General features: G+C 41.9%; 15 protein-coding genes. 9 read left to right on the top strand and 6 right to left on the bottom strand.

Annotated features, from left to right (window positions below; translation table 11 throughout):
• The first annotated feature begins 13 nt into the window (after positions 1 to 13).
• The 3 genes from radA to NG55_RS04610 all read left to right on the top strand — a co-directional run bounded on the left by radA (position 14) and on the right by NG55_RS04610 (position 2978).
• Positions 14 to 1402 carry a DNA repair protein RadA gene (gene radA, locus NG55_RS04600; protein WP_004654686.1) on the top strand — a complete coding sequence of 463 codons (1389 nt, stop codon included), beginning with the start codon at positions 14 to 16 and terminating at the stop codon, positions 1400 to 1402.
• 95 nt (positions 1403 to 1497) lie between these two features.
• Positions 1498 to 2478: a Tim44 domain-containing protein gene (locus tag NG55_RS04605; RefSeq protein ID WP_016540839.1), complete on the top strand. Its 981-nt coding sequence runs from the start codon at positions 1498 to 1500 to the stop codon at positions 2476 to 2478.
• 224 nt (positions 2479 to 2702) lie between these two features.
• Positions 2703 to 2978, top strand: coding sequence for a hypothetical protein (locus NG55_RS04610; protein ID WP_065342474.1), 276 nt, complete (start codon positions 2703 to 2705; stop codon positions 2976 to 2978).
• A 141-nt stretch (positions 2979 to 3119) separates the two neighbouring features.
• Here NG55_RS04610 and NG55_RS04615 read toward each other — a convergent pair whose 3' ends face one another.
• A complete protein-coding gene (locus tag NG55_RS04615) occupies positions 3120 to 4751 on the bottom strand; it encodes an inorganic phosphate transporter (RefSeq protein ID WP_065342475.1) in 1632 nt (543 codons plus the stop codon).
• A 438-nt stretch (positions 4752 to 5189) separates the two neighbouring features.
• Here NG55_RS04615 and metH point away from each other — a divergent pair, with 438 nt between their 5' ends.
• Both metH and NG55_RS04625 read left to right on the top strand, forming a co-directional pair.
• Entirely contained in the window at positions 5190 to 8876 is a 3687-nt protein-coding gene (metH, locus tag NG55_RS04620; protein WP_065342476.1) for a methionine synthase, read from the top strand.
• A 367-nt stretch (positions 8877 to 9243) separates the two neighbouring features.
• Entirely contained in the window at positions 9244 to 9636 is a 393-nt protein-coding gene (locus NG55_RS04625; RefSeq protein ID WP_228704150.1) for a ferritin family protein, read from the top strand.
• Between the two features lie 91 nt (positions 9637 to 9727).
• Here the strand turns inward: NG55_RS04625 and NG55_RS04630 are convergent, their stop codons facing one another.
• From NG55_RS04630 to def, 3 genes are all read right to left on the bottom strand, one after another.
• Positions 9728 to 10198 (bottom strand): hypothetical protein, encoded by a 471-nt coding sequence (locus NG55_RS04630; protein WP_065342478.1) that lies wholly within the window; start codon positions 10196 to 10198, stop codon positions 9728 to 9730.
• Positions 10199 to 10371: 173 nt separating this feature from the next.
• The gene (locus NG55_RS04635; RefSeq protein WP_065342479.1) at positions 10372 to 11649 is read right to left on the bottom strand and encodes a glutaminase; all 1278 of its coding nucleotides are present in this window, start codon (positions 11647 to 11649) and stop codon (positions 10372 to 10374) included.
• A 116-nt stretch (positions 11650 to 11765) separates the two neighbouring features.
• Positions 11766 to 12248 carry a peptide deformylase gene (gene def, locus NG55_RS04640; protein WP_065342480.1) on the bottom strand — a complete coding sequence of 161 codons (483 nt, stop codon included), beginning with the start codon at positions 12246 to 12248 and terminating at the stop codon, positions 11766 to 11768.
• Between the two features lie 132 nt (positions 12249 to 12380).
• On the opposite strand from def, the gene NG55_RS04645 reads away from it, so the two are divergent.
• Positions 12381 to 12584: a hypothetical protein gene (locus tag NG55_RS04645; protein WP_016541744.1), complete on the top strand. Its 204-nt coding sequence runs from the start codon at positions 12381 to 12383 to the stop codon at positions 12582 to 12584.
• A gap of 42 nt (positions 12585 to 12626) precedes the next feature.
• Here NG55_RS04645 and NG55_RS04650 read toward each other — a convergent pair whose 3' ends face one another.
• A complete protein-coding gene (locus NG55_RS04650) occupies positions 12627 to 13118 on the bottom strand; it encodes a DUF2505 family protein (RefSeq protein ID WP_016541745.1) in 492 nt (163 codons plus the stop codon).
• Positions 13119 to 13225: 107 nt separating this feature from the next.
• Complete coding sequence (locus tag NG55_RS04655; RefSeq protein ID WP_065342481.1) at positions 13226 to 13516, bottom strand: hypothetical protein; 291 nt, start codon at positions 13514 to 13516, stop codon at positions 13226 to 13228.
• 247 nt (positions 13517 to 13763) lie between these two features.
• Between NG55_RS04655 and NG55_RS04660 the strand changes: the two genes are divergently transcribed.
• From NG55_RS04660 to NG55_RS04670, 3 genes are all read left to right on the top strand, one after another.
• On the top strand, positions 13764 to 14204 hold the full coding sequence (locus NG55_RS04660) for a universal stress protein (RefSeq protein WP_016541747.1): 441 nt from the start codon (positions 13764 to 13766) through the stop codon (positions 14202 to 14204).
• 239 nt (positions 14205 to 14443) lie between these two features.
• The gene (locus NG55_RS04665) at positions 14444 to 15685 is read left to right on the top strand and encodes an OmpP1/FadL family transporter (RefSeq protein ID WP_065342482.1); all 1242 of its coding nucleotides are present in this window, start codon (positions 14444 to 14446) and stop codon (positions 15683 to 15685) included.
• A gap of 145 nt (positions 15686 to 15830) precedes the next feature.
• Positions 15831 to 16199 carry a hypothetical protein gene (locus tag NG55_RS04670; protein WP_065342483.1) on the top strand — a complete coding sequence of 123 codons (369 nt, stop codon included), beginning with the start codon at positions 15831 to 15833 and terminating at the stop codon, positions 16197 to 16199.
• Positions 16200 to 16214 lie beyond the last annotated feature (15 nt).

Here is a 16214-nt window from a genome sequence, read left to right on the forward strand (position 1 = left end):
TCAATTTTATCTTATGGCAAAAATTAAAACTGTTTACCGATGTGAACAATGTGGTGCAGATCATCCCAAATGGACAGGTCAATGTACTGAATGTGGCGAATGGAATAGCCTGCTTGAGGTTCGAATTGAGCCAGCAGTAACACATCGCGGCCAAGCTAAAATAGGCGGCTATGCGGGGCAAGCAGCCAGTATTACTACGCTCAATCAAGTCACAGTCTCCAATGAAACCCGCGTTCCGACAGGAATTAGCGAATTTGATCGCGTGCTCGGTGGCGGTCTAGTCATTGGTTCGGTGGTGCTGATTGGTGGTGATCCAGGGATTGGTAAATCTACCATTCTGTTGCAAACAGCCACTCATATGGCCAGTAAAAAAAGTACTGCCCTTTATGTCACAGGTGAGGAATCACTTTCGCAAGTGGCTTTACGTGCCCAGCGTTTGGATCTACCGACAGACTCACTCAAGGTGATGGCTGAAACCTGCGTCGAGCGTATCTGTGAAGTACTGGCACAAGAGCGTCCTGTCGTCGCAATCCTCGACTCGATTCAAACCCTCTATACCGAAACATTACAATCTGCCCCTGGGGGTGTTTCACAGATCCGTGAATCCGCAGCTTTGCTAACCCGTTTCGCCAAGAATAGCGGTACTGCTTTATTCATTGTCGGCCATGTGACCAAAGAAGGTTCACTTGCTGGTCCTCGTGTTCTAGAACATATGGTCGATTGTGTACTGTATTTTGAAGGCCAATCAGATTCACGTTATCGCATGATTCGTGCGGTAAAGAACCGTTTTGGTGCAGTCAATGAACTCGGTGTGTTCGGCATGACCGATAAAGGTCTGCGTGAAGTTGCCAATCCATCGGCGATTTTCTTAAGTCGTTATGATGAAGCCATTCCGGGTTCTATTGTAATGATTAGCCGTGAAGGGACACGCCCACTACTCGTTGAAGTACAGGCATTGGTTGATGATGCACATGGACAACCTCGTCGTGTGGCACTCGGTTTGGAACAAAATCGTTTGAATATGTTATTAGCAGTGATGCATAGACATGGTGGCGTACAAACCTCAGGACAAGATGTCTATGTCAATGTAGTTGGCGGTTTAAAAATTACCGAAACAGGTTCTGACCTAGCGGTACTACTGGCATGTGCTTCTAGTTTAAGAGGCAAAGCCTTGCCACAGCAATTGGCTGTGTTTGGTGAAGTCGGACTCTCTGGCGAAATTCGTCCTGTACCGAATGGTCAAGAACGACTGAAAGAAGCAGCAAAACATGGCTTTAAGTATGTGATCTTACCTCGAGGCAATGCACCACAGAAGTCAATTGATGGCGTACAAATCATTGCCGTAGCACGCTTACATGAAGCCCTGACCGAAGCTATGCAGTTGAGTGATGAGTTAGGCTAATGGCTTGACATAAAAAAACATACTTTTGTTATTGAAATTCCATCGAAATACATGCATAAATACATTTACAAATTGGATTTAAATAGGAATTTTCGATGCAAGTACACCAGCGTGGCTTGATGGCAGCTCTTTTAATGGCAACTTTGGTTGCTGCACCACTTGCGGAAGCAAAGCGTGCAGGTGGCGGTAAAAGCCACGGCATGAGCAGATCTAGTTCATCTAGCCAATCTTACCAACCATCACGCCAAGCAACTCCAGCACCTCAACAACAAACTGCGCCACAAAAATCTGGCCCAGGTGTTGGTACAATGGTTGCTGCGGGTGTCGCAGGTGCTGCAGTAGGTGCTGTTGCAGCGAATGCGTTGGCAGATGATAAACAACAGAACCCAACTGCAACTGAGCAACAAGCAACTCAACAAGCGCAACAACAGGAAGAAAAAGGTGGCATTCCTAGCTGGCTTTGGGTGCTTCTTGCTGCTGCGATCGCCTTCTTTGTGTTCCGCAAATTAGGCGCAAAAAAAAAATTAGCAGCCAATAACCCATACGCTCCAAACAATGGCGGCCAAAATAATTTTGGTCGTCAAACTCCACCTCAACCAACTGCTCGCCAGACTGGCGACAACACCAATATTTTTGGTCAGTCAGTTGGTGGTGGTGCGCCAACACAAGCACCGTTTGGTGGCGCGTCAATGAGTAGTGGCAACCAGTTACCAGATGGCACTGAACCTGCTGCATTCTTGCGTATCGCGCGTCAACGCTTTAACCACATCCAGTCAGTGAACAGCGCAAGCAATATCGAAGAAATTCGCCGTTACTTAACACCTGAGCTCTATAGCTCAATGTACAGCGACATTATGTCGAACCAAGACCAAGACGTTGCTGAATTTAGCAACCTCAATGCAATGGTTGTGGAAAGTTCGACTGAAAATGGTCAATACATCGTGAGCGTACGCTTTACAGGTACTGTCAGTGAAGACTTAAATAGCTTGCCGCAACCCTTTGCTGAAATCTGGCATTTTGTGAAGCCAGCTGGCTCACAGCAAGACTGGGTTGTTGCTGGTATTCAACAAGCTTAATCTGTTTTATTGATGTCAAAAGAGCTGTTTCGACAGCTCTTTTTTTATTAGCTGAATATGATAGACACAAGAAATCAAAGCTAAAAAAAGCCACTCTCTATATCGGAGAATGGCGGAGTGTAAATAGAACAACGTTTTATGCTTATTATTACCGTGAAAACACAACCTAGCACGATCAGTCTATTGATACTAACGGATATAATTATAGAAAAACCATTCCTCTTTTGGGGAATAAACCCAATTTTATTAAGATCATTTATCCTAAGCGAGCACCTTATCTAGCCATTCAGCCATTCAGCCATTCAGCCATTCAGCCATTCAGCCATTCAGCCATTCAGCCATTCAGCCATTCAGCCATTCAGCCATTCAGCCATTCAGCCATTCAGCCATTCAGCCATTCAGCCATTCAGCCATTCAGCCATTCCATTCACATTCAGCCATTCAGCCATTCAGCCATTCAGCCATTCAGCCATTCAGCCATTCAGGGCATCATAAATTGACAAAAGTATGCTCACCCACTTTAAAAGGACAACTGATAGCTAAAATCAGACAATCTTGAAGAAAAATGAAAGTAACAGGAATAAAAAAAGCTTTGCCGAAGCAAAGCTTTTAAATTCTGTTTTAAACTTAGAAATTCAAGATTAAGAAACGAATTGTAAGAACAACCAGTATAAGCCACCTGACAATGCAATCGTCGCGGGTAAGGTAAAGATCCACGCTGAAAGAATGGTTTTCACCGTTGCGAAATTCAGACCTGATCGATTCGCAACCATGGTACCTGCAACCGCACTGTTTAACACGTGTGTGGTTGATACTGGCATACCTAAGCCATCCGCCGCAGCAATGGTGCTCATTGCGACCAATTCAGCCGACATCCCCTGACCATAAGTCATATGGTTCTTACCAATACGCTCACCAACAGTCACTACAATACGCTTCCAACCCACCATTGTACCTAGACCAAGTGCCAGTGCTACTGCAACTTTCACCCAGTTCGGAATATATTGGAGGAATGAATCCAAGCTACTACGATATTCTTTAACCACTTTCGCTTGGTCTTTATCCATTTCTGGTAAAGCTTCCGCTTTGTCTAAACGTTTGAACGTTGTCGTACTTAAATACATGTCATTGCGGATTTCACTGACAGCAGCTTCAGGAATCGCTTTAAGATCGCCATAACCTGCAACACGTGTACCTAAATGAGCCGTCATACTTGCAAGTGCAGGTACAACTTCAGCAGTCTGCTCTTTGGTTTGAATATACTTGGTTAATACATCACGCGCTTTTTCATCTGTCAGCTCGTTTTGATTAACATTTAAAACCGTCGCAGTTTGTGAAGAAAGTTGTTCGAAAGACTGTAAATGCTGAGCATCCAAGTTTTTATTCAATGAATAAGCCAATGGAACCAAACCGATCAAGATCAACATGATCAAGCCCATGCCTTTTTGACCATCGTTTGAACCATGCGCAAAACTTACACCTGTACAGGTAAAAATCAAGATTGCACGAATCAGTGGTGGTGGTGGCTTATTGCCTTCTGGTGGCTGAAACAGCTCCATTTGGCGTTTAAAGACTTTCTTCACCAATAAGAATAGGATTGCTGCAAAGGCGAAACCAATCAATGGCGAGAACAATAAAGCCTTACCTACTTTAATCACCTGATCCATATCAATACCACTACTGGTCGCACCAGCAGACGCATTCAAGATATGGTTCATGATGCCCACACCCAAAATCGAACCGATAAGAGTATGTGAGCTTGATGCAGGAATCCCCAAAAACCACGTCCCTAAATTCCATAGGATTGCCGCGATTAACAGAGCAAAAACCATCGCAAAGCCAGCACCACTGCCGACATTCATGATCATCTCTACAGGGAGTAATGCAATAATACCGTACGCAACTGCGCCACTCGCCACCATAACCCCAAGGAAGTTACAGAAACCAGCCCACATGACTGCTGCTGGAGCAGGTAATGCATTGGTATAGATAACCGTCGCTACAGCGTTTGCCGTATCGTGAAAACCATTTACAAACTCAAAGCCTAAAGCAATGAAGAGTGCCGTCGATAAAAGAATAACTGAATATAAACTTAAAGGCGGTACATGTGCCAAGTCAGCACTAAGCTGAAAACCGATATAAATCAGTGTCGCAACAATAACAGTTAAGAACACCGGCATAAAGAATTTCGGTGTTGGTACATGTACATTCGTCGATTTTGCCTGAGAGCTGGCAAGCGGTGAATCCGAAACAGGAGGAAGATTAGAATTCATGTAGACGGTTAGAGGATAATAAAATCCCCTGTATTGTTTAATTAAATTATGACAATTATATGACAAAGGACTGTCACATAAAGCCAAAATTTCATGTTTTCATCACATTTTTTTGTATTTTCTTGCGATAAACCCGCCCTACTCTTTATTTTAATTAATAAAAAACAATGCATTATAAATTCAAAAACAGCGATAGAACTGTTTGTCTGATTTTGCAACAAATGCAAAGAAATATGAAATCAAACTGTCATATTTCGAACAAACTGTTTGCTTTTTAGGCATTATCTATCTCAATTGTGACAATTAAATGAAGCTTTTATGACATTTTAAAATGAACCAATGAATCATCACTGCTGACTGCTGAAAATACGCGCTTTTGCCTCGCTTCTGTTACAATGCCCCTGCTTTTTTATCTTCATCATCGACTGGGGTTTCTGAATGTCCACGCTTACCACCCTACAATCACTTCTTGCCCAACGTATCCTGATTATTGATGGTGCGATGGGAACCATGATTCAACGCCATAAATTAGAAGAAGAAGATTATCGTGGTGAACGTTTTGCAGATTGGGCATCAGACCTGAAAGGCAACAACGACTTATTGGTTTTAACCCAACCCCAGATTATTCAAGGCATCCATGAAGCCTACCTAGATGCAGGCGCGGACATTATTGAAACCAACAGTTTTAACGGCACCCGTGTTTCAATGTCGGATTACCACATGGAAGATCTTGTTCCAGAGATCAACCGTGAAGCGGCACGTTTAGCACGTGCAGCCTGTGACAAATACTCGACCCCAGAGAAACCTCGTTTTGTTGCAGGCGTACTCGGCCCCACTTCACGTACTTGTTCGATCTCGCCGAATGTCAATGATCCAGCCTTTCGTAATATTACTTTTGATGAACTCAAAGAAAACTACATTGAAGCCGCTCATGCCTTGATTGAAGGCGGTGCTGACATTCTGTTGATCGAAACCGTATTCGATACTTTGAACTGTAAGGCTGCAATTTTTGCGGTGAAGGAAGTCTTCAAGCAACTTGGTCATGAACTGCCGTTGATGATTTCAGGCACCATTACCGATGCATCTGGCCGTACCTTAACAGGTCAAACCGCAGAAGCGTTCTGGAACTCGGTGCGTCATGGTGATTTACTGTCGATTGGTTTTAACTGTGCCTTGGGTGCAGATGCCATGCGTCCACATGTGAAAACGATTTCTGATGTTGCAGATACCTTTATTTCTGCCCATCCAAACGCTGGTTTACCGAATGCCTTCGGCGAATATGATGAAACACCTGAACAAACGGCAGCATTCATCAAAGAATTTGCTGAAAGTGGTTTGATCAATATCACGGGCGGTTGCTGTGGTACCACACCCGACCATATCCGCGCTATTTATAATGCAGTCAAAGACATTCAGCCACGCCAAGTGCCTGAAACTGTTCCTGCTTGCCGTTTAAGTGGTTTAGAACCATTTAACATTGATGAAAATTCATTATTCGTGAATGTTGGTGAACGTACCAACGTGACGGGTTCAAAAAAATTCTTACGTTTAATCCGTGAAGAAAACTTTGCCGAAGCTTTAGAAGTGGCTCAGCAACAGGTTGAAGCTGGTGCACAGATCATCGACATCAACATGGATGAAGGCATGCTCGATTCGCAAAATGCGATGGTGCATTTCCTCAATTTAGTTGCATCTGAACCTGATATCTCACGTGTGCCGATCATGATTGACTCATCGAAATGGGAAATCATTGAAGCAGGCTTGAAATGTGTACAAGGTAAACCTGTTGTTAACTCAATTTCCTTAAAAGAAGGTTATGACGAGTTTGTCGAAAAAGCACGCCTATGCCGCCAGTATGGTGCTGCGATTATTGTGATGGCCTTCGATGAAACGGGTCAGGCCGATACCGCTGCACGGAAGCGTGAAATCTGTAAACGCTCTTATGATGTTTTGGTCAATGATGTCGGCTTCCCTGCTGAAGATATTATTTTTGACCCGAACGTATTTGCAGTGGCAACAGGGATTGAAGAACACAACAACTATGGCGTCGATTTTATTGAAGCCACAGGTTGGATTAAGCAGAACTTGCCGCATGCCATGATCTCAGGTGGTGTCTCTAACGTTTCGTTCTCTTTCCGTGGTAATGAGCCAGTGCGTGAAGCAATTCACTCAGTATTCCTTTACCATGCCATTAAACAAGGCATGACCATGGGGATCGTGAATGCGGGTCAAATGGCGATTTATGACGATATTCCCAAAGAACTGAAAGATGCGGTAGAAGATGTTGTTCTGAATCAAAACCAAGGTGAGTCTGGTCAAAATGCCACAGAGAAACTGCTTGAAGTCGCAGAAAAATTCCGTGGTCATACTGGTGCTCAGCGTGAAGTTGAAAACCTTGAATGGCGCAATGAATCGGTTGAAAAACGTCTTGAATATGCCTTAGTTAAAGGTATCACCACGTATATTGATGAAGATACCGAAGAAGCCCGTTTAAAAGCCAAACGTCCTCTTGATGTGATTGAAGGCGCATTGATGGATGGCATGAACGTGGTTGGTGACCTGTTCGGTTCAGGCAAAATGTTCCTGCCGCAAGTCGTGAAATCTGCACGCGTAATGAAACAAGCCGTGGCATGGCTAAACCCGTACATCGAAGCTGAAAAAACGGGTAGCCAGTCGAAAGGTAAAGTGTTAATGGCAACCGTAAAAGGTGACGTACACGATATTGGTAAAAATATCGTGGGTGTAGTCTTGGGCTGTAATGGTTACGACATCGTTGACCTTGGCGTGATGGTTCCTGCGGAAAAAATCCTGCAAACTGCGATTGATGAGAAATGCGACATCATCGGTTTGTCTGGTTTAATCACCCCATCTTTGGATGAAATGGTATTTGTTGCCAAAGAAATGCAGCGCAAAGGCTTTGACATTCCGTTATTGATTGGTGGTGCGACCACATCGAAAGCGCATACCGCAGTGAAGATTGATCCGCAATATCAGAATGATGCTGTGATTTATGTGGCCGATGCTTCTCGTGCAGTGGGTGTTGCAACGACCCTGCTCTCGAAAGAAATGCGTGGTAATTTTATTGCAGAACATCGTGCTGAATATGCCAAGATCCGTGAGCGTTTAGCCAACAAGCAACCGAAAGCAGCCAAACTCAGCTATGCCGAATCGATTGAAAATGGTTTCAAGGTGGATGACAACTATGTGCCACCAATTCCAAATCGTTTAGGCACGCAAGTCATTACCAACTATCCATTGGCGACATTGGTTGAGTATTTTGACTGGACGCCATTCTTTATTTCTTGGAGCTTGGCAGGTAAATTCCCGAAAATCCTGACAGATGAAGTTGTGGGTGAAGCTGCCACTGATTTGTATAACCAAGCACAAGAGATGCTGAAAGACATCATCGAAAATCATCGTTTTGATGCGCGCGCGGTGTTTGGTCTATACCCTGCACAACGTACAGCTGCGGATACAGTTAGCGTGTTTGATGAATCTGGCCAAAATGTTACGCATACCTTTGAGCATATTCGTCAGCAATCTGACAAAGTCACAGGCAAACCGAATTTATCTCTCGCGGACTTTATTAGTGCTTCTAAAGAGAATACCGATTATTTGGGTGGTTTCACGGTATCGATCTTTGGTGCTGAAGAATTGGCAAATGAATATAAAGCCAAAGGCGATGATTACTCTGCAATTTTGGTTCAGTCTTTGGCGGATCGTTTTGCCGAAGCCTTTGCTGAGCATTTGCATGAGCGTATCCGCAAAGAATTCTGGGGCTATAAAGCTGATGAGACTTTGGGCAATGAAGAATTGATCAAAGAGAAGTATGTCGGCATACGTCCTGCACCGGGTTACCCTGCTTGCCCAGAGCATTCAGAAAAAGCGGTGTTATTTGACTGGTTAGGTTCGGAAGCGAAGATCGGTACCAAGTTGACTGAACACTTTGCGATGATGCCGCCTTCTTCTGTCAGTGGTTTCTATTATTCACACCCTGAAAGTGAATACTTTAATGTGGGCAAGATTTCTCAAGATCAGCTTGAGGATTATGCGAAACGTAAAGGCTGGACACTGGACGAAGCGAAGCGTTGGTTAGCACCGAATTTAGATGATTCGATTGCTTAAGCTGTAAGAAAAAAACCCCTCGATTGAGGGGTTTTTTTATGATTAAAAATTAAAATGATTATGTCATCAATAGATCTATAGCTCATTAATAAAACTACTTTTGAAATTTTTGATATCAAAACTTAGTTTTTAAAATTTTAAGAGATTGTAGTAAAATTAAATGTTCATAGAATTGATCTTCATTCCATTTTAAATGACTATAAGCTTCAAATTAAATCAAAAACAGAAAAAAAACTTAGCAACACTCGTCGCTTTCAGCGCCCTAGTTCCTCTTCTTCTTATATTGACTTTAACGATTCATAAACTTCTCACACCAAAGAAGATAATTAAAGTAACGCCGTATCAGCATCTGGAAACAGATAAACGCATGAATTATGAATTCAGCATTAAAAAATTTAATAAGTTAGATACGATATTTATCACTGAAAATCAAAAAAGAATTTATCTTTTTGACTGTTCTCATTATTTGGAAACTATCTGTAAACATGAGCAAAAAAAGTCATCAATCATCAAAACATTAGATATTATAAAAATAAACGACAAATTTATGATCAAACAGATGACTTGGGTTGACTCCGTAACTAAAAATCAATTTCAACAGACATGGCAAGATGACCAACTCATTAACTTCTATAAAGCTAAGAGCAAAGTCTCCTATGTAGCGATAGCAGGCTTCTTATTGTTGAGCTGTGGAGGATTTTTTATGATCTTTTGGGGGAACATCTATCAATTTATTTTAAAAAAAATCAGCGCCATCTAGTTTATTCTCCACGCTTCTAATTTTTAAATTGGCTAAAATACCTAAATTTTAGCCCTTGGCTTATCTTCTTACTTTTATGCTCTCCTAATCATTAACAATCATCAAAGAACAACTTATATTTTAGAAGTTTTCCATTTTTAAAAACAAATTCTATTGAATCATTTCCACTTTCAGCCAACCCACTATAAACAACATTCTTATTTTCAGCGTCCATCCACAATTCATATTTTTTGAATTGTTGCATAAAACTCTTTTGATCTATCCCACTACGAATCTTTTGTCCATGAAACACTAGCGCATTGTTCTGACTAAAATAAACCTCTTTAATGACACCCGTGTCTAAAAGTTTAAAACTGCCATAATCATATTCATCAGGGAAATAGCCACCGTTACATTCATCTGGTTTTCCTTTAACAACACTTTTCGGTTTACCCAATGAACGTATAGGCACCTCCCAATTATTGTACGTTTTACCCTGAATCACAGGTTGAACAAATGGAGCTGCAAAGAGTGGCTGTGAAACCATACTCATCAATGCTAAACCCAATATTTTATTTTTCATTTTAGATATTCTGCAAAAACTAATCGGCTCAGTATAAATAAAATTTGAAGTAAATACGCCCCACAAGCGACAATTCAACCAACAATATTATTTAATACGATGTTTAAACCTTACATCGGAAAAACATCGCACTAATTTAGAACCTATATCATTTCAATATAGGCTCTCTACGCCTACAGCTCTTTATGCTTTTCAATCAAATCCTCTAGATTCTGATAAACATGCAACACCCGATCTTTATGCGTTCGTGCATGATCCAAACGCTGCTCAGGATCAACTAACAGCAAACTATGACCATCATCAATCAAGCGATCAATCCCTTCCAGAAACATCCGTTTCCCGACATCATGAATCAGTGAAATCTGAGTTAAATCAATCACAATAGAACTTTTATCGACAGGCTCACATTGCAAGGTCCGTAACAACATTTCCGCTTCAGTAAATTTCAATACACCGCGAAGCACATACACACTCAAAGATGCATCTTTTCCAGTGCGATAATGGCTCTGCACAATGGTTTGCGCAGACGGCGTGCCTTCCATCAAATGCAAGCCCATATCACGGGAGAGCCGTTCCAAGATATCTATGCCACGTACACTGTTACCATGTTCATCGAGTCGAGGAGAAAAGGCTGCAATACTCACCTGACCTGGCAACACACCCAAGATTCCACCTGCCACGCCACTTTTAGCAGGAATACCCACCGTTGTGAGCCAATCCCCCGCTGCATCGTACATCCCACAGCTCATCATCACACTCAGGACTTGGCGTACCACGGCCCGATTCAATAGGCGTTTACCAGTTTTTGGATCAACTCCACCGTTGGCAAAAACACTGCCCATCCGCACTAGATCTTTGACCGTGACCAAGATCGCGCATTGGCGAATATAGCCGTTCACAATCTCTTCAGGATCGGATTCCAAAATCCCCACGGTTCTTAACATATAACCAATCGAGAGATTACGGTAAGCCGTTTTTACCTCAGATTCATATACCGCATGATCAAATTGCAGCTCACGTCCTGCCAGTTCACTCATAAATCGACGTAAAATTTCTGCGCCTGATACATCTTCTTTGGCAGGTATTAATGAATGTGTAGTAATTGCACCTGAGTTAATCATTGGGTTTTTCGGACGGCGATCTTTACCCAGTGAAATTTCATTAAATGCCTCGCCCGAAGGTTCAACCCCAACTTTCTCTAGTACAGCATCAATACCAAGCTGTTGTAGCACGTAGGCATACGTGAATGGTTTAGACATGGATTGAATGGTGAATTCAATCTCATCATCGCCAACGGAATAGATTTCACCATCAACTGTAGATAAGGCCAGTGCCAGTTGATTCGGATTAGCATTGGCTAACTCAGGAATATAGTCAGCGAGATGCCCACTGTTATCAATATCGCAGGCATCAATCACATGTGCCAAATAATCAGGAAGTGGAGTTTTCATGGTCATCTAGCCTTTAAATGTTTCAAGTTCTAATTAAGATAAGCACTTATAGTACAGAGGACTGATCATATTAAAATTATAGCTTTTGTAATGATTTTATGTGCTTACATACACAACTAACTCAGACGTTCTACAAATAATATTCCATCCAAATGATCCACCTCATGCTGTATGATTCGCGCAGGAAATCCCTCAAAAGCTGTTTCAACCACTTCACCCTGTAAAGTGTAATAACGTACTTTGATTGCTTGCGCCCGTTCTACTTGCCCACGCTCATCGGGCACACTTAAACAACCTTCCTCACCCAAACAAGATTCTTGAGAAAACGCTAAAATTTCAGGATTGACCATCACCACCGCATCCATTTCAGGCGCATCGGGATAGCGTGGATTGGGACGCGATGCCACAATAATTAATCGCTTAGAAATATAAACTTGTGGTGCCGCAATCCCAACCCCATTCCGCTCCAGCATAGTCGCATGCATCGCAGATGCCAGTTGCAATAACCACTCACTGTTAAACTCCCCGTTCGCGACAGCAGCCGCTTTAATTTTTAAAACCTCTTCACCACGTTGTGCTACTGGTAGAATTACACTCATCCCACGCCCTTATAATTGTTTTGACCAAATAGTGAATATTATCGTATTGGATATTTTATCGCGTTACCATAATTTTCATTTAAGAATCTTGTCATAATATATTCGCGATAAAAATAACGCATGGCAAAGCACATGAATGCAACCCAACTATTTCTAGGTGTCATCTTTAGCTCAATTGGCTTAGGCTATTTTATGTATGGCAAAAAGCAAAAAATGACCGTGCCTTTAGTCTGTGGTTTGGTCTTGATGCTCTTTACCTATTTTATTGATAGCACGGCCATGATCAGTATCATTGGCGTGGCGCTTTCGATTGTTCCCTATTTCCTGCGCTTCTAAATAAAAAAACTCCCCACATGGAGAGCTTTCTTTCCTGCAAAATTAAAGGTGTTTCTTTAATTCATCGGCCACGATCTCGATTTCAAGCGTGCTGAATTTACGGATTTCACCTTCTGCATGCTTCTCTAGCATACCACCAATCAAAGGTACTTTAACTTTCACTGTCCATGTTAAAGAGATATTCACCTTCTCACTATCACCCGTAACACTGCGCTCGCCCTTTGCTTCCAAAGGCAGGTTTGCACCCAATTCAACTGTCGAGGTTAAGTTTTTCAAATGGGTAATATCAGCACGTTTTAAGCGGAACGCATTTTTTAATAATTTTTTCGCCACTTCTGGAATATTGACATCCAGATTATATTCACGGCGTAAGGTATAAATATCACCATTAATATTCGATTCGATAATTTCCAAGTTCTCACCCGGAATACGTTTACACACTGCTTCATGCAATGAAGTATCCGCCACCAGTCTTGAAAAGTCCTCAATTGAAACACCATGAATTGTTTCATTAACCGTAAATTGATGTGCCATTTTTAAATGTCCATTTCGTTTTATTAGGATGTCATCATTGCGCAAAAGTATAGCATTCTCATTTGCATCTCTAAATCTGATCAGACAAAAAAGGATGACTGCTTGGATTAGTTATTTTTATTGTAATGATGCCGTATGCCTAATTTGACCGTGACCCGTTCCATACGGCTGATATACAGATAATGATCGCCATATTCAATCACCGCATAAAAATGTTCTGCTCCATCATCCAAACCTGTCGCTGACCACGTGGTGCCTTGCGGAAACTCATCTAACCATGCCGCTTTGTAGAAATCTGAAACCGAATCAAAATCCAAATAAAACGCTGGATCAGCCATAATTTTGGCTGCCATCTGGTCAAATTTTTGTTGTTTAAACGCCTCTAAACTAAATAACACAAAGCTTCCTTCTGATTTAAATCGTGCTTGAATTGCATGGTTAACTCTCAGCTTTATCTTCCACTGAATTACAAAAATACAGTGATTTTCTTATGCTGCTATTTTGCTGCGGAATATGCTGTTTTTCTACATTATTTTCAGTTTTATCATATATTTTTAAGCCGTTCTGATTTGCTAGTGTAGGCTCAATATGTTATCACCTTGTTATGTTTTCTATTTTTACAACGATAAACGATAAGGAGTAAATATGTCTTACCAAAATATTTTAGTTCCTGTTGATGACTCTCCAATTTCCTATGCCGCAGTCGAACATGCGCTTTCTTTAGCAAAACTCTCTGGGGCAAAAGTCACTATCCTGAGTGTGGTTGCTGTTGACCCATTTGTCGGTGTGGATTTTTATCAGGTTGCCCCTGCAGTGACCGACTATTTTATGCAAGCCGAGGCACAAGCCAAAACACAACTACAAGACATTTCTCAATCCTTTGTCCGTGATGGCATTCAGGTGAATACCAAAATTCATCATGGCACAGCCAGTGAAGGCATTATCTTTGTTGCCGATGAAATCGGAGCTGATCTGATTATTATGGGTTCACATGGCCGCACAGGGGTAAAACGTTTATTGCTGGGTAGCGTGGCCCGTGCCGTTTTAACCGAATCACACATTCCAGTATTGATCGTGAAGCAATAACGCTTTGGTTGAGGTGAAAAAACCTTGTGTCTCGGCACAAGGTTTTTTTATTGTTTCAAAGTTAGGGATTTGACCGCTCCGCCCCCCATATTGATCATTTTCAACCCTGTTCCAGCCGTCTAAAAGATGTTTCACTCAAACCTAGGCATTGTATTCACTTTCCAATGAAAGCGAGAAGATGACCGTCAATAAAAACAGCATATTTAAGAATAAGACATAGTTTTACAAGGATGATCAATATGAAACTCAATCCAATGGTGATTGCCCTCTGTGGGATGTGCATCAGTACATTAAACCACGCTGCGGCACTGGATCAATCGGGACAATCCATTCTCCCTTTTCTGGAAAATGGCAATTATGTCGAGGTCAATGCCACAGCTGTTGATGCTGATATTTCAGGAAAAATTCGTAATCGTCCAGAACTGGTCAATGATCCGCAAAATCTTAACTCAGGCAATATGGGCAATAGCTTTCAATATTATAGTGCCGCACTCAAACTCCAACTGACTGATCGAATCAGCTTTGGTCTGCTCTATGACCAACCTTTTGGCGCCGATATTACTTATCCAATGCAATCGAATAATACATTTTCGGACAATGAATTTACCCAGCAAGGCACATCGGTCAATGTCGACACCGAAAGTATTAGCATGATTTTGGGTGTCAATCCTTTTAGCAATTTTCAACTCTATGGCGGTGCCGTCTATCAATCGGTCAAAGGTGATGTCGCGCTGCGGGGTAATTCATACAGTGAAGCCTTTAATGGCTATGATGCCAAATTTAAAGCAGATCATGCTGTCGGTTGGCTGGCAGGTCTTAGTTATCAAATTCCAGATATTGCCCTAAAAGCCGCGCTAACCTATCGCTCCAAGATCGACCACGATATGCAGGCAACGGAGACAATGTTTGGTCAACCTTTGCAAGTCACCACGCCAAGTAAAACCAGAATTTCAACACCACAATCGGTGAATGTTGATTTTCAAACGGGTGTGTATAAAGACACCCTGCTCTATACCAATCTACGTTGGGTCAACTGGAAAGATTTTCATATTCGACCGACTCAATTTGGCGCAGTTACGGAGTATCTAACAGGTTTGATCAGTGAAGGAAGCTATACGGGTGGTTTTGATCTGGATAGCTACCAAAAGGATCAGTGGACGGTCAATGTCGGACTTGGACATCAGTTTACTGAAAAATGGAGTGCATCAACTGAAGTCAGTTGGGACTCGGGTACAGGTGACCCTGCATCCACGTTGAATCCAACCAAAGGGTCTTGGGGTGTTGGCTTAGGCGCTCAGTTTAATCCTGCCCCGAACTATTTTATTGCGGCTGGAGTTAAATACTTCTGGTTAGGCGATGTGGTTGCCGAAGACGGTACCTATTATATTCCTGTACCAGGGATTAAACCTATTGCTGAACAGGCCGATTTTAAAGATAACAGTGCCATCGCTTATGGTTTGAAAATAGGCTATCACTTTTAATCACGACATCTCATCAAGCCAAATAGGAACAGATCTGCTTCTGGTCTTGCTCCTACTTGGCTATTTTCTGGCTTTCAATCAACGGATTAGTTTAGAATCTCAAAGCATTATTTTAATAATGAATGTCATCTCTCGGAAAAATCCAATGAAAAAAATCGCTCTTGTCTTTTCAATATTTATATCTAGCTTCGTTTTTCCTTTTACCACTTATGCCAATCCGACTGATCCCAAAGAAAGTATGGATATTTTTATGGGCACCTTAACGATAAAGGATAACAAAGCCATTTTGACACGATGCGATATTGCACAGAATGAATATGTGTTGAAAGATGCAGACTGGTCGAATGAAAAGGCGGTATCAGGCTTTCTATCTAAAGCCACGACACTCAAACAGCCGATTTATGCAGAAGTGATTGCAGCATATAAAAACGAAAAAGATATTAACATCCTCTTGGTCGATTCCATTGACAATCTGACTGAAGCGAAAAGCTGCCATTTGGCCGATTTATTTTAAGGCTCAAAATACACG

The organism is Acinetobacter gyllenbergii (assembly GCF_001682515.1).
Taxonomy (GTDB): Bacteria; Pseudomonadota; Gammaproteobacteria; order Pseudomonadales; family Moraxellaceae; genus Acinetobacter; species Acinetobacter gyllenbergii.

Coding starts and splice junctions, on each gene's coding strand:
- radA (WP_004654686.1), top strand. CDS start 14: ATGGCAAAAATTAAAACTGTTTACCGATGTGAACAATGTGGTGCAGAT.
- NG55_RS04605 (WP_016540839.1), top strand. CDS start 1,498: ATGCAAGTACACCAGCGTGGCTTGATGGCAGCTCTTTTAATGGCAACT.
- NG55_RS04615 (WP_065342475.1), bottom strand. CDS start 4,751: ATGAATTCTAATCTTCCTCCTGTTTCGGATTCACCGCTTGCCAGCTCT.
- metH (WP_065342476.1), top strand. CDS start 5,190: ATGTCCACGCTTACCACCCTACAATCACTTCTTGCCCAACGTATCCTG.
- NG55_RS04625 (WP_228704150.1), top strand. CDS start 9,244: ATGAATTATGAATTCAGCATTAAAAAATTTAATAAGTTAGATACGATA.
- NG55_RS04630 (WP_065342478.1), bottom strand. CDS start 10,198: ATGAAAAATAAAATATTGGGTTTAGCATTGATGAGTATGGTTTCACAG.
- NG55_RS04635 (WP_065342479.1), bottom strand. CDS start 11,649: ATGAAAACTCCACTTCCTGATTATTTGGCACATGTGATTGATGCCTGC.
- def (WP_065342480.1), bottom strand. CDS start 12,248: ATGAGTGTAATTCTACCAGTAGCACAACGTGGTGAAGAGGTTTTAAAA.
- NG55_RS04645 (WP_016541744.1), top strand. CDS start 12,381: ATGAATGCAACCCAACTATTTCTAGGTGTCATCTTTAGCTCAATTGGC.
- NG55_RS04650 (WP_016541745.1), bottom strand. CDS start 13,118: ATGGCACATCAATTTACGGTTAATGAAACAATTCATGGTGTTTCAATT.
- NG55_RS04660 (WP_016541747.1), top strand. CDS start 13,764: ATGTCTTACCAAAATATTTTAGTTCCTGTTGATGACTCTCCAATTTCC.
- NG55_RS04665 (WP_065342482.1), top strand. CDS start 14,444: ATGAAACTCAATCCAATGGTGATTGCCCTCTGTGGGATGTGCATCAGT.
- NG55_RS04670 (WP_065342483.1), top strand. CDS start 15,831: ATGAAAAAAATCGCTCTTGTCTTTTCAATATTTATATCTAGCTTCGTT.